Annotated in this window: 16 protein-coding genes; 5 read left to right on the forward strand and 11 right to left on the reverse strand. The window is 61.7% G+C overall.

Annotated elements, in window-relative coordinates; genetic code table 11:
* Positions 1-113: 113 nt before the first annotated feature.
* Together CXQ82_RS30210 and glnK are read right to left on the reverse strand one after the other, a co-directional pair.
* Complete coding sequence (locus CXQ82_RS30210; protein ID WP_101273564.1) at positions 114-1,451, reverse strand: ammonium transporter; 1,338 nt, start codon at positions 1,449-1,451, stop codon at positions 114-116.
* Positions 1,452-1,485: 34 nt separating this feature from the next.
* Positions 1,486-1,824 (reverse strand): P-II family nitrogen regulator, encoded by a 339-nt coding sequence (gene glnK / locus CXQ82_RS30215; protein ID WP_002555808.1) that lies wholly within the window; start codon positions 1,822-1,824, stop codon positions 1,486-1,488.
* 422 nt (positions 1,825-2,246) lie between these two features.
* Between glnK and CXQ82_RS30220 the strand changes: the two genes are divergently transcribed.
* Both CXQ82_RS30220 and CXQ82_RS30225 read left to right on the forward strand, forming a co-directional pair.
* The gene (locus CXQ82_RS30220; RefSeq protein ID WP_101273565.1) at positions 2,247-2,510 is read left to right on the forward strand and encodes an accessory factor UbiK family protein; all 264 of its coding nucleotides are present in this window, start codon (positions 2,247-2,249) and stop codon (positions 2,508-2,510) included.
* A 154-nt stretch (positions 2,511-2,664) separates the two neighbouring features.
* Positions 2,665-4,161, forward strand: coding sequence for a YifB family Mg chelatase-like AAA ATPase (locus CXQ82_RS30225; protein WP_101273566.1), 1,497 nt, complete (start codon positions 2,665-2,667; stop codon positions 4,159-4,161).
* Positions 4,162-4,196: 35 nt separating this feature from the next.
* Here CXQ82_RS30225 and CXQ82_RS30230 read toward each other — a convergent pair whose 3' ends face one another.
* Positions 4,197-6,173, reverse strand: a complete 1,977-nt coding sequence (locus CXQ82_RS30230; protein WP_101273567.1) for a methyl-accepting chemotaxis protein — start codon at positions 6,171-6,173, stop codon at positions 4,197-4,199.
* 177 nt (positions 6,174-6,350) lie between these two features.
* Entirely contained in the window at positions 6,351-7,271 is a 921-nt protein-coding gene (locus CXQ82_RS30235; protein WP_101273568.1) for a LysR substrate-binding domain-containing protein, read from the reverse strand.
* 152 nt (positions 7,272-7,423) lie between these two features.
* Between CXQ82_RS30235 and CXQ82_RS30240 the strand changes: the two genes are divergently transcribed.
* The gene (locus CXQ82_RS30240) at positions 7,424-8,827 is read left to right on the forward strand and encodes a NorM family multidrug efflux MATE transporter (protein ID WP_101273569.1); all 1,404 of its coding nucleotides are present in this window, start codon (positions 7,424-7,426) and stop codon (positions 8,825-8,827) included.
* Positions 8,828-8,954: 127 nt separating this feature from the next.
* Here the strand turns inward: CXQ82_RS30240 and CXQ82_RS30245 are convergent, their stop codons facing one another.
* Positions 8,955-10,619 (reverse strand): bifunctional diguanylate cyclase/phosphodiesterase, encoded by a 1,665-nt coding sequence (locus CXQ82_RS30245; RefSeq protein ID WP_101273570.1) that lies wholly within the window; start codon positions 10,617-10,619, stop codon positions 8,955-8,957.
* Positions 10,620-10,875: 256 nt separating this feature from the next.
* Here CXQ82_RS30245 and rep point away from each other — a divergent pair, with 256 nt between their 5' ends.
* Both rep and CXQ82_RS30255 read left to right on the forward strand, forming a co-directional pair.
* The gene (rep, locus tag CXQ82_RS30250) at positions 10,876-12,885 is read left to right on the forward strand and encodes a DNA helicase Rep (protein WP_101273571.1); all 2,010 of its coding nucleotides are present in this window, start codon (positions 10,876-10,878) and stop codon (positions 12,883-12,885) included.
* Positions 12,886-12,943: 58 nt separating this feature from the next.
* A complete protein-coding gene (locus tag CXQ82_RS30255; RefSeq protein WP_003195447.1) occupies positions 12,944-13,516 on the forward strand; it encodes a xanthine phosphoribosyltransferase in 573 nt (190 codons plus the stop codon).
* A gap of 121 nt (positions 13,517-13,637) precedes the next feature.
* Here the strand turns inward: CXQ82_RS30255 and CXQ82_RS30260 are convergent, their stop codons facing one another.
* From CXQ82_RS30260 to dadA, 6 genes are all read right to left on the reverse strand, one after another.
* Positions 13,638-15,560, reverse strand: coding sequence for an acetyl-CoA hydrolase/transferase C-terminal domain-containing protein (locus CXQ82_RS30260; protein WP_101273572.1), 1,923 nt, complete (start codon positions 15,558-15,560; stop codon positions 13,638-13,640).
* A gap of 137 nt (positions 15,561-15,697) precedes the next feature.
* Positions 15,698-16,111 (reverse strand): cytochrome c5 family protein, encoded by a 414-nt coding sequence (locus tag CXQ82_RS30265; RefSeq protein WP_101273573.1) that lies wholly within the window; start codon positions 16,109-16,111, stop codon positions 15,698-15,700.
* 181 nt (positions 16,112-16,292) lie between these two features.
* Positions 16,293-16,841 carry a cupin domain-containing protein gene (locus CXQ82_RS30270; protein WP_057723327.1) on the reverse strand — a complete coding sequence of 183 codons (549 nt, stop codon included), beginning with the start codon at positions 16,839-16,841 and terminating at the stop codon, positions 16,293-16,295.
* 116 nt (positions 16,842-16,957) lie between these two features.
* The gene (gene alr, locus CXQ82_RS30275) at positions 16,958-18,031 is read right to left on the reverse strand and encodes an alanine racemase (protein ID WP_101273574.1); all 1,074 of its coding nucleotides are present in this window, start codon (positions 18,029-18,031) and stop codon (positions 16,958-16,960) included.
* A gap of 80 nt (positions 18,032-18,111) precedes the next feature.
* Positions 18,112-18,465 (reverse strand): RidA family protein, encoded by a 354-nt coding sequence (locus CXQ82_RS30280; RefSeq protein WP_101273575.1) that lies wholly within the window; start codon positions 18,463-18,465, stop codon positions 18,112-18,114.
* Entirely contained in the window at positions 18,437-19,738 is a 1,302-nt protein-coding gene (dadA, locus tag CXQ82_RS30285; RefSeq protein ID WP_101273576.1) for a D-amino acid dehydrogenase, read from the reverse strand. The genes CXQ82_RS30280 and dadA overlap by 29 nt, the downstream gene beginning before the upstream one ends.
* Between the last annotated feature and the right edge of the window lie 106 nt (positions 19,739-19,844).

The following is a 19,844-nucleotide window of genomic DNA, read 5'->3' on the forward strand; positions in this document are numbered from 1 at the left end:
AGTACCGTGTGCGCCCGATCACAAACTCAGCGCGAAAACCGGTACAACGTCCTACGACTGACAAACACCAGACAAAAAAATGCCCGGCAAGCCGGGCATTTTTTTTCGCGTACTTACAAGTTGTAGCCGCGTTCGTTGTGTTGCGCCAGGTCGAGGCCGACCGCCTCTTCTTCCTCGGTAACCCGCAGGCCCATGACCATGTCCAGCACCTTGAGGATGATGAAGGTCACGATCGCCGTGTAGATCACGGTGAAGCCGACGCCTTTGGCCTGGATCCAGACCTGTGCCGCCACGTCAGTCACGGTGCCGAAGCCGCCAAGTGCAGGGGCTGCGAACACACCGGTGAGGATCGCACCGACGATACCGCCGATACCGTGCACGCCGAACGCGTCCAGGGAGTCGTCGTAGCCCAGCTTGCGCTTGAGGCTGGTGGCGCAGAAGAAGCAGATCACACCGGCGACCAGGCCGATCACCAGGGCGCCCATCGGGCCTACGGTGCCAGCGGCCGGGGTAATGGCAACCAGGCCGGCAACCACACCCGAGGCGATGCCCAGTGCGCTTGGCTTACCGTGGGTGACCCACTCGGCGAACATCCAGCCCAGTGCAGCAGCAGCGGTTGCGATCTGAGTCACCAGCATTGCCATACCGGCAGTGCCGTTGGCCGCCGCAGCAGAACCGGCGTTGAAGCCGAACCAGCCAACCCACAGCATTGCCGCACCCACCAGGGTGTAACCCAGGTTGTGAGGCGCCATCGGGGTGGTCGGGAAGCCTTTACGCTTGCCGAGCACGATGCACGCCACCAGGCCAGCCACACCGGCGTTGATGTGCACCACGGTGCCGCCAGCGAAGTCCAGCACGCCCCAGTCGCCCAGCAAAGAACCTGGACCGCCCCAGACCATGTGGGCAATCGGTGCGTAGACCAGGGTGAACCAGACGGCCATGAAGATCAGCATCGCGGAGAACTTCATACGCTCGGCGAAGGCGCCGACGATCAGCGCCGGGGTGATGATGGCGAAGGTCATCTGGAAGGTGACGAACACGGCCTCAGGGAACAATGCCGCTGGACCTGTGATGCTCGCCGGGGTCACACCCGACAGGAACAGCTTGGACAAGCCGCCCACGAACGAGTTGAAGTTGACGACGCCTGCTTCCATCCCGGTAGTGTCGAACGCCATGCTGTAGCCGTAGACGAACCACAGGATGGTGATCAGGCCGGTGATGGCGAAACATTGCATCATCACGGAAAGAATGTTTTTGGAACGCACCATGCCGCCGTAGAACAGCGCCAGGCCTGGAATGGTCATGAACAGCACCAGCGCCGTGGATGTCAGCATCCATGCGGTGTCGCCGGAATTGAGGACTGGAGCAGCCACTTCGTCTGCCGCCATGGCCAGGCTTGGCATTACGATGGACAGCAGGGCTCCGAGCCCTGCGAATTTACGCAGAGTCATATTGTTTTCTCCTGGGGCGTTGGGGTTTGGCGGCTTAGATTGCGTCAGTATCGGTTTCGCCGGTACGGATGCGAATAGCCTGTTCCAGATTGACCACGAAGATCTTGCCGTCACCGATCTTGCCGGTGTTGGCGGCCTTGGTTATCGCCTCGATAACCCGATCAAGATCCTTGTCGTCGATGGCGACATCAATCTTCACCTTCGGCAGGAAATCGACTACGTATTCCGCGCCGCGATACAGCTCGGTGTGACCCTTCTGCCGACCGAAGCCTTTGACCTCAGTAACGGTAATGCCCTGCACGCCGATTTCGGACAACGACTCGCGTACATCGTCCAACTTGAACGGCTTGATGATGGCAGTGACTAGCTTCATGAAAACTCTCTCCCGAATTGGTGGACTTGCCCCAGGAAAACAAACCCGTCTCAAGTCTAAGCGCAGTGCCTGGCTTTGTAACGCGTCGTCGCAGCGCAGTTGCCGTTGCGACGCCAGCGAACCACTGATGACGAAACCTGTACCCCTGATCCGTCGGCGCACTGCATTCGTCACAGCGACTGCATCAGTGCATGGGTCATGATCGTCTAAGCAGAAACCTTGCCAGCTCCGTAAAAATCACTGAAATCAGTCCTTTGCCCACCTATGCGCACCTGCGGGGCGGATTCGCGGCCACAATGCGCACGAAAACAGTGCGACCGCGCCCAGCCCCATGCGCGAAAAGCGTGCGTACAGGGCCTTGGAAAAGACTATAGACGCTGCGTGATACACTGCCCGCCAACAGTTTTTCCGGAATGTTTCCCATGCTCGCGCCCAAAGACCTCCTCGACGCCCTGAGCGGCCACGCCTCTCGCCTGTTCAGCGGCGACACCCCGCTGCCCCGCAATGAAATCGAAAGCCAGTTCAAGGCACTGCTGCAAAGTGGCTTCAGCAAGCTCGACCTGGTGAGCCGCGAAGAATTCGATAGCCAGATGGTCGTCCTGGCCCGCACCCGTGCACGGTTGGAGAGCCTGGAGGCGAAGGTGGCGGAGTTGGAAGCGCGGTTGGCGCCGACATCGGCTGAATAAACGCGACCCCTGTGGGAGCTGGCTTGCCAGCTCCCACATTTGCGCTGTGTCGCTGGTTGGATACGTTCTGTAAAACCTCCCCGCATCGATCGCTTCAACCCTCGTCTACCCTTGAAATACCGCAGGAAGCGGCCCTCCCTTTCAAGGAACGAGCATGTCTCTCGCCATCGTCCACAGCCGCGCCCAGATCGGCGTCGAAGCCCCTGCCGTCACCGTCGAAGTGCATATGGCCAATGGTCTGCCGTCCCTGACGCTGGTGGGCCTGCCGGAAACCGCCGTCAAGGAAAGCAAGGACCGCGTGCGCAGCGCCATTCTCAACTCGGCCCTGCAATATCCATCACGCCGCATCACGCTCAACCTCGCGCCCGCCGACCTGCCCAAGGACGGCGGGCGTTTTGACCTGGCGATTGCCCTGGGGATCCTGGCCGCGAGTGTGCAGGTGCCAGCGTTGATGCTCGACGACGTGGAATGCCTGGGCGAACTGGCCTTGTCCGGTGAAGTGCGTGCGGTCAAAGGCGTATTGCCGGCCGCGTTGGCGGCACGCAAGGCCGGGCGCACCGTGATAGTGCCTCGGGCGAATGCCGAGGAAGCGTGCCTGGCGTCAGGCTTGAAGGTGATCGCCGTGGATCACCTGCTGCAGGTGGTGGCACACCTGAATGGGCATGTGCCGATTGAGCCCTACAAGTCCGATGGCTTACTGTTTTTGAACAAGCCCTACCCGGACCTGAGTGAAGTGCAGGGCCAGATCGCGGCCAAGCGCGCCTTGCTGATTGCTGCCGCAGGCGCGCACAACCTTTTGTTCAGCGGCCCACCCGGCACCGGCAAGACCTTGCTCGCCAGCCGCCTGCCCGGGTTACTGCCGCCATTGAGCGAGCAGGAAGCCCTTGAAGTCGCGGCGATTCAGTCCGTGGTCAGCCTGGCGCCCTTGAGCCATTGGCCCCATCGGCCGTTTCGCCAGCCACATCATTCGGCCTCGGGCCCGGCGCTGGTGGGCGGCGGCTCGAAACCGCAGCCAGGGGAAATCACCCTGGCCCATCACGGCGTGCTGTTTCTGGATGAGCTGCCGGAGTTTGATCGCAAGGTACTGGAGGTGCTGCGCGAACCTCTGGAATCCGGCCATATTGTGATTTCCCGGGCGCGCGACCGAGTGAGCTTCCCCGCACGCTTTCAACTGGTCGCGGCGATGAACCCCTGCCCTTGCGGTTACCTCGGCGAACCCAGCGGGCGTTGTCGCTGTACGCCGGAGCAGATCCAGCGCTATCGCAACAAACTCTCCGGACCGTTGCTGGACCGCATCGACCTGCACCTCACCGTGGCGCGGGAAGCCACTGCGCTGAACCCTGCGCAGCAGGCCGGCGATAACACGGCGACGGCCTCGGCACAGGTTGCCGAGGCCCGCGAGCTTCAGCAGCGGCGCCAGGGGTGCGCCAATGCCTTCCTGGACCTGCCGGGGCTGCGCAAGCACTGCACGCTGGCAAAGACCGACGAAGGCTGGCTGGAAAGTGCCTGCGAACGGCTGACGTTATCGCTGAGGGCTGCTCACCGGCTGCTCAAGGTGGCGCGAACCCTGGCGGATCTGGATCAGGTGGACAACATCACGCGCGACCACCTGAAGGAGGCCCTGCAATACCGGCCAGCGGCAATCACATGAACCTAAAGCAGGTCCACATGTGGGAAGGGCGGCTCTCAGCGGAAGCGATCCACCTCATGGCGCAAGCCCGCCGCCAGCGTTTCCAGCTCCTTGGCCGTAATCGCCAGGTTGGACACCACTTCACGCTGCTCACTGTTGGCCAGCGCAATGCTTTGCAGGTTGCTGCTGAGCAAGGTCGCGGTGCTGCTCTGTTCCTGGGTCGCAGTAGTGATCGCCGCGAACTGCTGACCGGCCGAGCGGCTTTGCTCGTCGATACGCGCCAGGGCCGAGGCCACGTCGGCGTTGCGCGACAGGCCTTCCTGCATCAGTACGTTGCCGTGTTCCATGGTGCTGATGGCGTTGCCGGTTTCCTTCTGGATGCTTTGAATCATCCCGGAAATCTCATCGGTGGCCTCACGGGTACGCGACGCCAGGTTACGTACCTCATCGGCCACCACGGCAAAACCACGGCCCTGTTCACCGGCGCGGGCGGCTTCGATCGCGGCGTTAAGCGCCAGCAGGTTGGTCTGTTCGGCGATGGAGGTGATCACACCGACGATGCCGCCGATCTCCTGGGAGCGCTGACCAAGGGTATTGATCACCGTGGCGGTGCTGTTCAGCGCGGCCGCGATATGTTCCAGCGACGACGATGCCTCTTGCATCGAGTTACGCCCAATGCGGGTTTGCTGGGCGTTTTCCTGGGCCAGGCGCTCGGTGCTGCCCATGTTGTCGGCAATGTTCAGCGAAGTGGCGCTGAACTCTTCCACCGCGCCGGCCATGCTGGTGATCTCGCCGGACTGCTGCTCCATGCCTTCATAGGCACCACCCGACAACCCGGACAGCGCCTGGGCACGGCTGTTGACCTCTTCGGCCGCCTTGCGGATATGCGACACCATGGTCGACAGCGCTTCGCCCATCTGGTTGAAACTGCGCGCCAGTTGGCCAATTTCGTCATGACTGGACACGTTCAGGCGTGCGCTCAAATCGCCCGCACCCAAGGCTTCAGCCTGACGCACCAGGTCACTCAGGGGCTGCAACTTGCTGCGCAGCAACCAGACCGTGGCACCGACCGCCAGCAACATCGCCAATATGCTGCCGATCACGAGGCGAATACCGACCGACCAGGTGACTGCGCGTATCTCGGCCTTCGGCATGCTCGCGACCACGGCCCAGGGGCCACCGTCGAACGGCACCGAAACGCTGTAGAAGTCTTCGTTCTTGTCGCTCCAGAAACGGCCTTTGCCTGGCGTCTTGGCCAGGTCCAGCATCACGGGAACCGACTGATCCAACGCCTGCACACCGGCCGGCGGTACCAGCCAGCGCTTCTGCTCGTCGAGCAACGCCAGGGAGCCGGTCTGGCCAATGCGGAAGCGCTTGAGGTTTTCAAACTGGGCAGCTTGCGCATCGGTGTAGTCAAAACCGATGAACAGCACGGCAATTACTTTACCGCTGCTGTCCCGTACGGGGCTGTACTGGGTCATGTAGGAGCGATCGAACAACACCGCGCGCCCGATGTAGGCCTGGCCCCCGAGCACTCGCTGGTAGGCAGGGCCCTGGCGGTCAAGCACGGTGCCGATGGCACGGCTGCCGTCCTGCTTGGTCAGGGAAGTGCTGACCCGGATGAAGTCCTCACCGCTGCGCACGAATACCGTGGCCACGCCGCCGGACATCTGCTTGAACTCATCTACTTCGGTGAAGTTGTTGTTGAGCACTTCGCCACGCAGCAACAGGCTCGGCGTCTGTACCCCGGCCACGGTGACCTGCTGATCGGCCTGCACACTCAACCCGGCGCTGAAGCGCTTTTCAAACAGCCCCGTCAAACGTTGGGTGCTCTCGCGCAACGTGCTGTGGAAGGTATTGAGTTGGTCGGCGAGCAAACGCGCTTCGCTGGCCAGGTGCTCCTCGCGGGTATCGAGGTTGGCGGAGTCGAGGGAACGCAAGGCGAAAACGGTACTGCCGCTGATGACGACAGCCAAAATCACCGCTAATGCGAGGCCTAGCTGTGAGGCAATCCGGGCGCGAGGTTGAGACATGAGGGCTCCTGGCCGAGGCCAGGATCATCCTGATCTCATAGCGCTGCTCGGCAAATTATCTGGTGGGTAGCGTTGGTGCACGATGGTTCCAACACACCTACTTCGGCGGGCGCGAGCAATACTTGAGCGAAACGTATGGGTATCACGCAAACGATTGCATGAACGGCCTGCAGCCACTCAGTCGAGGCGCTCTACCGCGGGTAAAACCATGGCCTGCACTTCGCCCTGGAGAAAATCCGCCAGGCGCCGCAAGCGCTCGCCGCGGGGGCGTGTTTTTGGCCACACCAGGTAATAGCTTTCCCCACTCGCCACCGCCGTCGGCCACGGCAGGCTCAACCGCCCCTGGGCCACGTCCTCGGCCACCATCAGCAAATCCCCAATGGACACGCCATACCCCCGCGCGGCGGCGATCATGCCCAACTCCAGGGTATCGAACACCTGCCCGCCCTTGAGCGATATCTGGGATGACAGGCCCATGCGCTCCAGCCAGTTGCGCCAGTCACGCCGGTCGGGGGTGGGGTGCAGTAATTCGGCGCTGGCCAGGCGCGCGGCATCCCATGGCCCATCCTCCAGCAGGTTCGGGGCGCCGACAGGGATCAGCAATTCGGGAAACAGGTAGCACGCCTCCCAATCCGCCGGGAAATGCCCGTAGCTCAGCAACACCGCACAGTCGAACGGCTCCTGGTTGAAGTCGACCTCATCCACGTTCATCCAGGCACTTGTCAGTTGCACCTCATTGCCCGGCTGTAACGCCCGGAAACGACTCAGCCGCGCCAACAGCCAGCGCATGGTCAGGGTCGACGGCGCCTTCATGCGCAGGATGTCATCTTCAGCATTCAGGGTATGGCAGGCCCGCTCCAGCGCGGCGAAACCTTCGCGCACGCCGGGCAACAACAGTCGCGCGGCCTCGGTGAGCTGCAAGTTGCGCCCGCTGCGCTGGAACAGGCGGCAGGCGAAATGCTCTTCGAGGGTGCGGATATGCCGGCTCACCGCACTTTGGGTAATCGACAGCTCTTCAGCCGCGCGGGTAAAGGAGTTGTGCCGGGAGGCGGCTTCAAAGGCACGCAGGGCATAAAGCGGAGGAAGACGACGGGACATTAGGAAAGCTCCGACAGCGCAATTTTGCAAAACTACCAGAATCAAACAGGCATGAGTTTTAATCATGCGAACGATCGCTTTTATCCCTTTGTGCAATGGGCTGAGAGCGCCGAGAATCGACCCTCCCCCAACTCTCTGACTTTTCGAGTGTGATGATCATGCAGCATCCGGCACGTACCGAACTCTGGGCCATTCTGCGGCTGTCAGGGCCGTTGATTGCCTCACAGTTGGCGCACATGCTGATGGTGCTGACCGACACCCTGATGATGGCCCGCCTGAGCCCCGAAGCGCTGGCCGGGGGCGGCCTGGGCGCGGCGAGCTATTCGTTTGTGTCGATTTTCTGCATCGGCGTGATTGCCGCCGTCGGCACATTGGTGGCTATCCGTCACGGCGCCGGCGACATTGAAGGCGCCACTCGCCTGACCCAGGCCGGGCTGTGGCTGGCCTGGCTGATGGCGCTTGCGGCAGCCCTGCTGATGTGGAACCTCAAGCCGGTGCTGCTGATGTTCGGCCAGACCGAAACCAATGTGCAGTCGGCGGGGCAATTCCTGACGATGCTGCCGTTCGCCCTGCCCGGCTACCTGAGCTTCATGGCCTTGCGGGGGTTCACCAGCGCTATCGGCAAAGCCACGCCGGTGATGGTGATCAGCCTGGGCGGCACGGTCTTGAATTACCTGCTGAACCACGCGCTGATCGAAGGCATGTTCGGCCTGCCGAAACTCGGCCTGATGGGCATTGGCCTGGTCACCGCCATCGTCGCCAATGGCATGGCGCTGGCGCTGATGTGGTACATCCGCAGCAACCGCGCCTATGCCGCCTACCCGCTGGGCTCCGGCCTGCTGCGCCTCAACACCCGGTACTTGCGCGAGTTATGGCGCCTGGGCCTGCCAATTGGTGGCACCTATGCGGTGGAAGTCGGGCTGTTTGCCTTCGCGGCGCTGTGCATGGGCACCATGGGCAGCACCCAACTGGCGGCGCATCAGATCGCCCTGCAAATCGTCTCGGTGGCCTTTATGGTGCCGGCAGGGATGTCCTACGCGGTGACCATGCGCATCGGTCAGCACTACGGCGCCGGGCAACTGCTGCAGGCGCGCATGGCGGGGCGCGTCGGGATTGGATTTGGGGCGACGGTGATGTTGGGATTTGCCGTGGTGCTGTGGTTGTTTTCCGACCCGCTGATCGGGCTGCTGATCGACCATGACAACCCGGCGTTCCACGACGTGATCGTCCTGGCCGTCAGCCTGCTGGCCGTCGCCGCCTGGTTCGAACTGTTCGACGGCGTGCAAACCATCGCCATGGGCTGCATTCGCGGGCTCAAAGACGCCAAGACCACCTTCCTGATTGGCGCGGGTTGCTATTGGTTGATCGGCGCACCCTCGGCCTGGTTGATGGCCTTTACCCTGGGCTGGGGGCCGACGGGCGTGTGGTGGGGCCTGGCGCTGGGCCTGGCCTGCGCGGCGGTGAGCCTGACCTGGGCGTTTGAAGCGAAGATGAAACGGATGATTCGCCAGGAGCCGCCCATACATCCTGCATTTCATGCCGCACAGACAGAGTAAAAGCCTGACCAGATCAAAATGTGGGAGCGGGCTTGCTCGCGAATGCGCTGGATCAGTCGATAGATTCGGTGACTGACACTCCGTATTCGCGAGCAAGCCCGCTCCCACATTTTATTGGGTTTGCAGATCAGCCCAGCAGCGCCTGCTGGCTTTTGCCGAAGGTCAGGTACTCCACCAACTCCGGCAGCGGCAACGGCTTGCTGATCAGATACCCCTGGGCCTGATCGCAGCCGAATAATCTCAGCAAGGCAAGTTGCTCCGGGGTCTCCACGCCTTCGGCCACCACTTCCAGGTTGAGGTTGTGGGCCAGGTTGATCATCGCGTGCACCAGCTTGCGGTTCTCCTCGCGCTCTTCCATGCCACCGACAAAGCTCTTGTCGATCTTCAACAAGGCAATCGGCAGGCTGTTGAGGTGCACGAACGATGAGAAACCGGTGCCGAAGTCATCCAGCGAAAACCGCACACCGAGGCGGCCGAGGGCGTCCATGGTCTGCTTGACCAGGTCACTGCGGCGCATCACCGCGGTTTCGGTGAGCTCGAACTCCAACCATTGCGCGTCCACGCCGCGTTCGGTGATCAGCCGGCTGAGGGTGGAGAGCAACTGGCCGTCCTGAAACTGGCGGAACGACAGGTTCACCGCCATATGCAGCGGTGGCAGGCCGCGCTCGCGCAGGTCTTGCATGTCACGCAGGGCCCGGGAAATTACCCAGTAACCCAGCGGCACGATCAAGCCACTTTGCTCGGCCAGGGGCACAAATTCGCTGGGCGGCAACAGGCCACGTTCGCCGTGACGCCAGCGCACCAGGGCTTCCAGGCCGACGATATGGCCATCGTCCAGGTCCAGGCGCGGCTGGTAATGCAGCTCCAGCTCATCACGGCGCAAGGCGCGGCGCAGTTCGGTTTCCAGGTCGGCGAGGCTGCGGGCGTTGCGGTTGATGCGTTCGTTGAAGATATGAAAGGTGCAGCCCTGGGTACTCTTGGCTTGCTGCATGGCGATATGCGCGTGCCACATCAGCGGGTCGGCACCGGCGCGGGCGCGGGCATGTGCTACCCCCAGGCTGCAGCCGATCAGCAGGCTTTCGCCGTCCACCCAGTAGGGTTCGGCCATCACTTCGGTGATGCGCTCGGCCATCCACTCGGCACGCTGGGGCGCGCGGCGGGTGTCGATCAGCAAGGCGAATTCGTCGCTGCCCAGGCGTGCCAGTTGGTCCCCGGCCTCAAGCTGGCTCTTGAGCCGCGAGACCACTTGCAGGATCAGCCGGTCGCCGGCCTGGTGGCCGAGGGCGTCGTTGGCATGGCGAAAGTTGTCGAGGTCCAGGTGACCGAGGGCCAGGCCGCGCCCCTCATTCTCGGCCAGCCGCGCCGTCAGCAGGGTCTGGAAGCCCTGGCGGTTGGCGATGCCGGTGAGCGGGTCCTGCTCGGCCAGGCGTTGCAGGGTGTTTTCCAGCACGCCGCGCTCGCGCACGTGGCGCAAACAGCGGCGCAGGGTATCGGCGTCCACTGCATCGCGAACCAGCCAATCGCTGACGCCCAACGGCGAAACCAGCGGCTCCTGTTCCAACAGCAACACGCACGGCAGGCTGCAACGGCCAGGGCCGGGTTGCAGACCCGGCGTGGTCAACAGCACGGCGCTGTGGTCGTCGTCGAACAGACGACTTACGGAGTCCCAGTTTGGTGCACTGATCAGCACAGCCCCATCGCCCATCGGCGCCAGGCACTCGCGCAACAACGCTGCCCACTCAGGCATATCGGCCAGTAGCAGCAAACGCAAGGGTTCGACAGGCGTAGACAAGCTAGCTCCCTAGACTCTGCAAAATTTCGTTGGCGGCGGGCATTATGACGTGCGGCCTGATAATCACCAATGATAGGGGTTATCAAATACGCAAAGTGTAAACATTAGTCTCAAACAACCCCGACATCCTGCGGCAAACTATCAAAACCGGCAAATTTAGATCGAGTGGTACGTCACACTGTCGTTCTGTGAGAGCAGAATCCTGCCAGCCTGTTAAAATGCCCGCCCTTTTGAATAACGACTCCCTGAATTCTGTATGTCCCGACTCAATCCCCGGCAGCAAGAAGCCGTGAACTACGTCGGCGGCCCTCTATTGGTGCTCGCCGGTGCCGGTTCCGGCAAGACCAGCGTGATCACCCGCAAGATCGCGCACCTAATCCAGAGCTGCGGCATCCGCGCCCAGTACATCGTCGCCATGACCTTTACCAACAAGGCGGCGCGGGAAATGAAAGAGCGCGTCGGTACCCTGCTCAAGGGTGGCGAAGGCCGTGGCCTCACCGTGTGCACCTTCCACAACCTGGGGCTGAACATCATCCGCAAGGAGCATGCGCGGTTGGGCTACAAGCCAGGTTTCTCGATCTTCGACGAAACCGACGTCAAAGCCCTGATGACCGACATCATGCAGAAGGAATACGCGGGCGACGACGGCGTGGACGAGATCAAGAACATGATCGGCGCCTGGAAAAACGACCTGATCCTGCCCGCCGAAGCCCTGGAAGCCGCGCGCAACCCCAAGGAGCAGACCGCCGCCATCGTCTACACCCATTACCAGCGCACCCTCAAGGCGTTCAATGCGGTGGACTTCGACGACCTGATCCTGCAGCCGGTCAAGCTGTTCCAGGAACACGCCGACATCCTCGAAAAATGGCAGAACAAGGTGCGCTACCTGCTGGTGGACGAATACCAGGACACCAACGCCAGCCAGTACCTGCTGGTGAAGCTGCTGATCGGCAAGCGCAACCAGTTCACCGTGGTGGGCGACGATGACCAGTCGATCTACGCCTGGCGCGGCGCCCGCCCGGAAAACCTGATGCTGCTCAAGGTCGACTACCCGTCCTTGAAAGTGGTGATGCTGGAGCAGAACTACCGCTCCACCAGCCGCATCCTGCGTTGCGCCAACGTGCTGATTTCGAACAACCCCCACGAGTTTGAAAAACAGCTGTGGAGCGAGATGGGCCACGGCGACGAGATCCGCGTGATCCGCTGCCGCAACGAAGATGCCGAAGCCGAGCGCGTGGCCGTCGAACTGCTCACGCTGCACTTGCGTACCGACCGGCCCTACAGCGACTTTGCGATCCTGTATCGCGGCAACTACCAGGCCAAGCTCATCGAGCTGAAGTTGCAGCACCACCAGATTCCCTATCGTTTGTCGGGCGGCAACAGCTTTTTCGGACGCCAGGAAGTGAAAGACCTGATGGCCTACTTCCGTCTGATCGTAAACCCGGACGATGACAACGCCTTCCTGCGTGTCATCAACGTGCCGCGCCGCGAAATCGGCTCCACCACCCTGGAAAAGCTCGGCAACTACGCCACCGAACGCAAGATCTCGATGTACGCCGCCACCGACGAAATCGGCCTGGGCGAACACCTCGACACGCGCTTCACCGATCGCCTGTCGCGCTTCAAGCGCTTCATGGACAAGGTACGCGAGCAGTGCGCCGGCGAAGACCCGATCAGCGCCCTGCGCAGCATGGTCATGGATATCGACTATGAAAACTGGCTGCGCACCAACAGCTCCAGCGACAAGGCCGCGGACTACCGCATGGGCAACGTCTGGTTCCTGATCGAAGCGCTGAAGAACACCCTGGAAAAAGACGAAGACGGCGAGATGACCGTCGAGGACGCCATCGGCAAGCTGGTGCTGCGCGACATGCTCGAACGCCAGCAGGAAGAGGAAGACGGCGCCGAAGGTGTACAGATGATGACCTTGCATGCGTCCAAGGGCCTGGAATTCCCCTACGTGTTCATCATGGGCATGGAAGAGGAAATCCTCCCGCACCGCTCCAGCATCGAAGCCGACACCATCGAGGAAGAACGGCGCCTGGCCTACGTGGGCATTACCCGCGCACGTCAGACCCTGGCCTTCACCTTTGCCGCCAAGCGCAAGCAGTACGGCGAAATCATCGATTGTGCCCCCAGCCGGTTCCTCGATGAGCTGCCGCCGGACGACCTGGCGTGGGAAGGCAATGACGACACCCCGACCGAGGTGAAGGCCGTTCGCGGCAACACCGCCCTGGCGGATATACGCGCGATGTTAAAGCGCTAGAATCGACTACTTTTTAATCTACTTTCGGCGCTTGTTGCGCCACCAGAGGAAGCTTTCCGTGGAAGCACTGCACAAGAAAATTCGCGAAGAAGGCATCGTGCTTTCCGATCAGGTACTCAAGGTCGACGCCTTTCTGAACCACCAGATCGACCCGGCGCTGATGAAGCTGATCGGCGACGAATTCGCCGCGCTGTTCAAGGACTCGGGCATCACCAAGATCGTCACCATCGAGGCCTCAGGCATCGCCCCGGCGATCATGACGGGCCTGAACCTTGGCGTACCGGTGATTTTTGCGCGCAAGCAGCAATCCCTGACCCTGACCGAAAACCTGCTGTCGGCGACGGTGTATTCCTTCACCAAGAAAACCGAAAGCACCGTGGCGATCTCCCCGCGCCACCTGACCAGCAGCGACCGCGTGCTGGTGATCGACGACTTCCTGGCCAACGGCAAGGCGTCCCAGGCGCTGATCTCGATCATCAAGCAGGCCGGCGCGACCGTTGCCGGTTTGGGGATCGTGATCGAGAAGTCGTTCCAGGGTGGGCGTGCAGAGCTGGATGCGCAGGGTTATCGGGTTGAGTCGCTGGCACGGGTGAAGTCGCTGGCGGGTGGTGTAGTGACCTTCATCGAGTAATCGCGATTCAAAATGTGGGAGGGGGCTTGCCCCCGATAGCGGTGTATCAGTCACCAGATGTATTGGCTGACCCACTGCTATCGGGGGCAAGCCCCCTCCCACATTTGCCTTGTGTTGGTTTTTAGTGCGCGGTCGCTTGTAAGCCGGCGAGCAGCAGGCGCTGGTAGAGGTCTTCTTTCAGGCCCTCCGGCTTATCCAGGCGCATCCGTTTCAGATGCTCTGGAAACGCTTCCGGCTCCGGCGCATCCAGTGCCGCCTTGCCCAGCTCCAGAATCTCCGTCAGCTTGAATTTGCTCTTGAGCCAGTTCAACGCCCGCAACAGATCCCGCTCCTCATCGGTAAAGTCACTGCCCAACGGATACTCCGGAAACAACCGGCGATGCCGCGCCTGAATGCCCTTGAGCCGCTCCGGCGTGTTGTCGGCAAAGCGCGGGGCCAGCTTGAAATCCTTGGGCAACTTGCCGGCCTTTTGCGCCTGCTCGATCAAGTCGGCCTGGAAACGTGAGTCGCTGACATTGAGCAATGCCTCGATCACCTGGGCATCTGTCTGCCCACGTAGATCGGCGATTCCATACTCGGTGATGACGATATCCCGCAGGTGCCGGGGGATCGTGCAATGGCCATATTCCCAGACAATATTGGAACTGACCTCCCCCGCCGACTCGCGCCAGCTGCGCAGGATCAGGATCGAGCGCGCGCCCTCCAGCGCATGCCCCTGGGCCACGAAGTTGTACTGCCCGCCCACACCGCTGAGCACGCGGCCGTCCTCCAACTGGTCGGCCACACCGGCGCCGAGCAGTGTCACCATGATCGCGCTGTTGATAAATCGCGCATCCAGGCGCTGCAAACGCTTGAGCTGTTCCTGGCCGTACAGCTCGTTGATGTAGCTGATGCGGGTCATGTTGAATTCGAGGCGCTTGGCGTGGGTCATTTCCTGCAGGCGCTGGTAAAAACTGCGCGGCCCGAGGAAGAAACCGCCGTGGATCGAAATGCCATCGGCCTGCGCGGCATCATCGATCAAGCCAGCGTTTGCCTGCTCCTGGGTCGCCACATCCGGGTAGACCTTACGGCGGATAATGCCGGCGTCCGCCAGCACCAGCAGGCCGTTGACGAACATTTCGCTGCAACCATAGAGGCCACGGGCGAAGGGTTCTACGCCACCTTCACGGCTGATCAACGGCGCCCACTGGTACACATCCAGGTCCGTCAGCAGCAGGCGGTAGGCTTCGTTGTCGGCCTGGCGGGCCAGGAGTGCGGCGGTCAGCGCATCGCCCATCGAGCCGATGCCAATCTGCAAGGTGCCGCCATCGCGCACCAGGGTGCTGGCATGCAGGCCGATAAAGTGGTCTTGGAAACCCACTGGCATGTTCGGCGTGGAGAACAGCGTGGTGCTGTCCTTTTCATCGAGCAGGTAGTCGAATTCATCTATGCCCAATTCAGCATCGCCGGGCATGTAGGGCAAATCACTGTGGACTTGGCCGACCACCAGGATGGTTTCCCCGGCGGCACGGCGCTTGGCGATCATGGGCAACAGGTCGAGGGTGATATCGGGGTTGCAGCTCAGGCTCAGGCGGTCGGGATGCTCGGCGCTGCTGGCCACCAGTTGCGCCACCAGGTTGAGGCCGGCGGCGTTGATGTCGCGGGCAGCATAGCTGTAGTTGCTGCTCACGTAATCCTGCTGCGCCTGTTCGCTGTGCAGCAGGCTGCCGGGCTGCATGAAGAACTGCTGCACGCGGATATTCGCCGGCAGCTTGTCCTGGTGCAGGTCGGCGAGGAAATCCAACTCGGGGTAATCGCCAAACACGCGCTCGATAAAGGGTTCGAGAAAGCGCTTCTGCAAGCCGTCCCCCAGGGTCGGCCGGCCCAGGCTCAGCGCGGTGTAGATCGTCAGCGCCCGCTCCGGCAGCTTGGCGATGCGCCGGTACAGCGCATTGGCGAACAGGTTCGGCTTGCCCAAACCCAGGGGCATGCCCATGTGGATATGCGCCGGCAACCGCGCCAGTACGTCGTCCACTGCTTGCTCGATTGAACACAACTGCACCATCCGACCCTCCTGAACATTCCATGATTAGGGGTTGGACCGAGCTTGCCGGGTCTTTGCTGCAAAGAACAGCCTCGAAAACCAAATGCGCCGCACAAAAAAGCCGCTCGTAAGCGGCTTTTTTGACGAGGATCGGCGGGTTACAGGCCGGACATCTTCTTGATCGCGCCTTTCAGGTCATCATCCGAGCAATCCGCGCAGGTGCCTTTGGGCGGCATGGCGTTGATGCCGGTGATCGCCTTGGCCAGGATGCCGTCGAGGCCGCCCTGGTGGTCGGCGCGTTCTTTCCAGGCGGCGGTGTCGCCGATTTTCGGCGCGCCCAACAGGCCGGTACCGTGGCAGGCGTTGCAGTGCTTGGCGATGATCTCATCCGGCGTTTTCGCAGCGCCTCCACCGGCAGCGACCGCCACTTCCATGCCCTTGCACTCCTGGCCCTGGACGCAGACCTGGCCGACCGGCTCCAGGCGCTTGGCAATTTCATCGTTAACAGTCGCAGCCTGAGCGCTGACAGCCCATAGGGCCAGTAAGGTTGCTGGTGCAGCCAGCATTTTCATAATTAGGTTCACGCGTTCACCCTCAATGGTGGCTATTCACGCCTGCGGCCACGGTTTCGCAGGCGGCGAAAGTATAACGGTTAGCCCGCCGGGCCGAAACAACCCTATTAAATAAAGGGAGATTCGGCTTCGCGGATACAGCTGCGGGTACCTCTGCAACGCTGGCAGGGCGCCTCTTCTGTTAAAAGTTCGCGGGTGTGGCTGCGCTGATTAGTCGCGCCGGCACGTCGAACGGGTTGCGAAAACGATGCGGCTTGGTGCTTTCAAAGTAGTAGCTATCGCCAGCTTCGAGCACAAAAGTTTCAACACCGACCACCAACTCCAGGCGACCTTCCACCAGAATCCCGGTTTCCTCGCCTTCGTGGGTGAGCATTTCTTCGCCCGTGTCGGCGCCCGGCGGGTAGATCTCGTTGAGAAACGCAATCGCCCGGCTGGGGTGCGCGCGACCTACCAGTTTCATGGTCACGGCGCCGTCGGAGATGTCGATCAGCTCATTGGCTTTATAGACGATCTGCGTCGGTATTTCCTGGAGGATCTCCTCGGAAAAGAACTCGACCATGGACATGGGGATGCCGCCCAGCACCTTGCGCAAGGAGCTGATCGAGGGGCTGACACTGTTTTTTTCGATCATCGAAATGGTGCTGTTGGTGACACCCGCGCGCTTGGCGAGCTCGCGCTGGGAAAGACCCTTCAGTTTACGGATGGATTGCAGTCGTTCGCCGACGTCCAATGCAGGAGCCTCCTAGGATTCAGGCTTTGTTGTAATTGAGCGTTATCATGGCGACAGCGTTCAGTATTTACAACACTTGGGCCTAAATCCCGGGCAGCTGCATTCGTACGCGGCGATCAAGCGCCGGAATAGAGCCTTGGCACCCGGCGCAGGTTGCAGAAGATCTGGTAAGGAATGGTTTCGGCGGCGACCGCAATGTCACTGGCGAGGATGTTTTTGCCCCACAGCTCCACGGTCGAACCAAGACCGGCCTGCGGCACGTCGGTGAGGTCGATGCACAGCATGTCCATCGAAACACGCCCCAACAATTGGCTGCGCTGGCCCGCCACCAGCACCGGCGTACCGGTCGGCGCATGGCGCGGGTAGCCATCGGCATAACCCATGGCAACCACGCCGATGCGCATCGGTTTTGGCGTGATGAACTTGGCGCCATAGCCCACCGGCTCGCCGGCCGGCAGCTCACGCACGCAGATGACTTTCGACTCCAGGGTCATCACCGGCTGTAAACGTGCGGCGATGGCCTGGTCTTCACCAAACGGCGTCGCACCGTAGAGCATGATGCCTGGGCGCACCCAGTCGCTGGACACACTCGGCCAGCCCATCACCGACGGTGAGTTGCGTAGGCTGACCTCCGCCGACAAGCCCTGGCGCGCCGCGTCGAACACCGCCACTTGCTCATTGCTGCGTACGCAATCGAGTTCATCGGCGCGGGCGAAGTGGCTCATCAATACGATCTTCGCCACTTTGCCGCTGGCCAGCAGGCGCTGATAGGCCTCGTGATAATCCTTGGGGTGCAGGCCGACGCGGTGCATGCCCGAATCCAGCTTGAGCCAGATAGTCAGCGGCTTGCTCAACACAGCCTGTTCGATTGCCTCCAGCTGCCACAACGAATGCACCACGCACCAGAAGTCATGCTCGATGATCAGCGGCAGCTCGTCAGCCTCGAAAAACCCTTCCAGCAACAGCACCGGGGCGCGGATGCCGGCGGCGCGCAGCTCCAATGCCTCCTCGATGCAGGCCACGGCAAACCCATCCGCCTCGGCTTCCAAGGCCTGGGCTACGCGCACGGCACCATGGCCATAGGCGTCGGCCTTGACCACGGCGAGGGCACGGGCACCCGTGACTTCACGGGCCAATTGGTAGTTGTGGCGCAGGGCTTGGAGGTCGATCAGGGCACGGGCAGGACGCATGGCGGCAGGCTTCTAGGCGGCAGAGTGAAGAAAAAACCGGCACCGACAGACAGCATCGGCACCGGGAGAGGGATCATTGTTTAAGGCAGCGCAGCCACGACGGACAGCTCTACCAGGATTTCCGGCTCGCACAATTTGGCTTCAACCGTAGCGCGGGCCGGTGCGACGCCTTTGGGCAGCCAGGTGTCCCACACCGCGTTCATGTCGGCAAAGTCGGCATCAATGTCTTTCAGGTAGATCGTCACCGACAGCAGCTTGGTTTTGTCGGTGCCGGCCAGGTCCAGCAAACGCTCGATATTGGCCAGGGTTTCACGGGTTTGCTGTGCAATCCCGGCGTTCAGGTCGTCACCGACTTGCCCGGCCAGGTACACCGTACCGCTGTGGACAACGATCTGGCTCATGCGCTCATTGGTGAGCTGGCGCTGGATTGACATGTCGTGCGGACTCCTGGTGGTTGCCATAACGGGAAATATCGAGGCCTTCGGCGCTGATCTGCGGGGTCTTCTTCGCCATCAGGTCAGCCAGCAAGCGGCCGGAGCCACAGGCCATAGTCCAACCGAGGGTGCCGTGACCGGTATTCAGGAACAGGTTCTTGAACGGGGTGCCACCGACAATCGGCGTGCCGTCGGGTGTGGTCGGGCGCAGGCCGGTCCAGAAACTGGCTTCGGCCAAATTGCCGCCCTGAGGATAAAGGTCGTTGACGATCATCTCCAGGGTTTCACGTCGACGCGGGTTAAGCGACAGGTCAAAACCGGCTATTTCAGCCATGCCACCGACGCGGATGCGGTTGTCGAAACGGGTGATCGCGACCTTGTAGGTCTCGTCCAGGATGGTCGACGTCGGCGCCATCGCCGGGTTGGTGATCGGCACGGTCAGCGAATAGCCCTTGAGCGGGTACACCGGCGCCTTGATCCCCAGCGGCTTGAGCAGCTTCGGCGAGTAGCTGCCGAGGGCCAGTACGTAACGGTCGGCAGTTTCCAGCTTGCCGTCGACCCATACGCCGTTGACGCGGTCGCCGGCGTAATCGAGGCGCTGGATATCCTGGTCAAAGCGGAACTCCACACCCAGCTGCTTGCACATGTCGACCAGGCGCGTGGTGAACATCTGGCAGTCGCCGGTCTGGTCGTTCGGCAGGCGCAGGGCACCGGCGAGGATATCGGTGACGCTGGCCAGGGCCGGCTCGACGCGGGCAATGCCGGCGCGGTCAAGCAATTCGAACGGCACGCCGGACTCTTTCAGCACGGCGATATCCTTGGCCGCGCCATCCAGCTGGGCCTGGGTGCGGAACAGTTGGGTAGTCCCCAGGCTGCGGCCTTCGTAGGCAATGCCGGTCTCGGCGCGCAGTTCATCGAGGCAATCACGGCTGTACTCCGACAGCCGCACCATGCGCTCCTTGTTCACCGCATAGCGGCTGGCGGTGCAGTTGCGCAGCATCTGCGCCATCCACAGGTATTGATCGATATCGGCGGTGGCCTTGATCGCCAGCGGCGCATGGCGCTGCAGCAGCCACTTGATGGCCTTGAGCGGCACGCCCGGCGCGGCCCAGGGCGAGGCATAGCCTGGGGACACCTGGCCGGCGTTGGCGAAGCTGGTTTCCATGGCGGCGGCGGGTTGGCGGTCGACCACAACCACTTCAAAACCGGCCCGAGCCAAATAGTAGGCACTGGTCACACCAATGACGCCGCTACCCAAGACCAGAACGCGCATTTTTATATCCTCATCGCGGGCTTCGCCGCTGACGTGTGTTATTCGAGCAATGATGTGCGCAGTGTAAAAAACAATCTCCAGTGCATTTCACTATATAACTGCCTAT

The organism is Pseudomonas sp. S09G 359 (genome assembly GCF_002843605.1).
Classification (GTDB): Bacteria; Pseudomonadota; Gammaproteobacteria; order Pseudomonadales; family Pseudomonadaceae; genus Aquipseudomonas.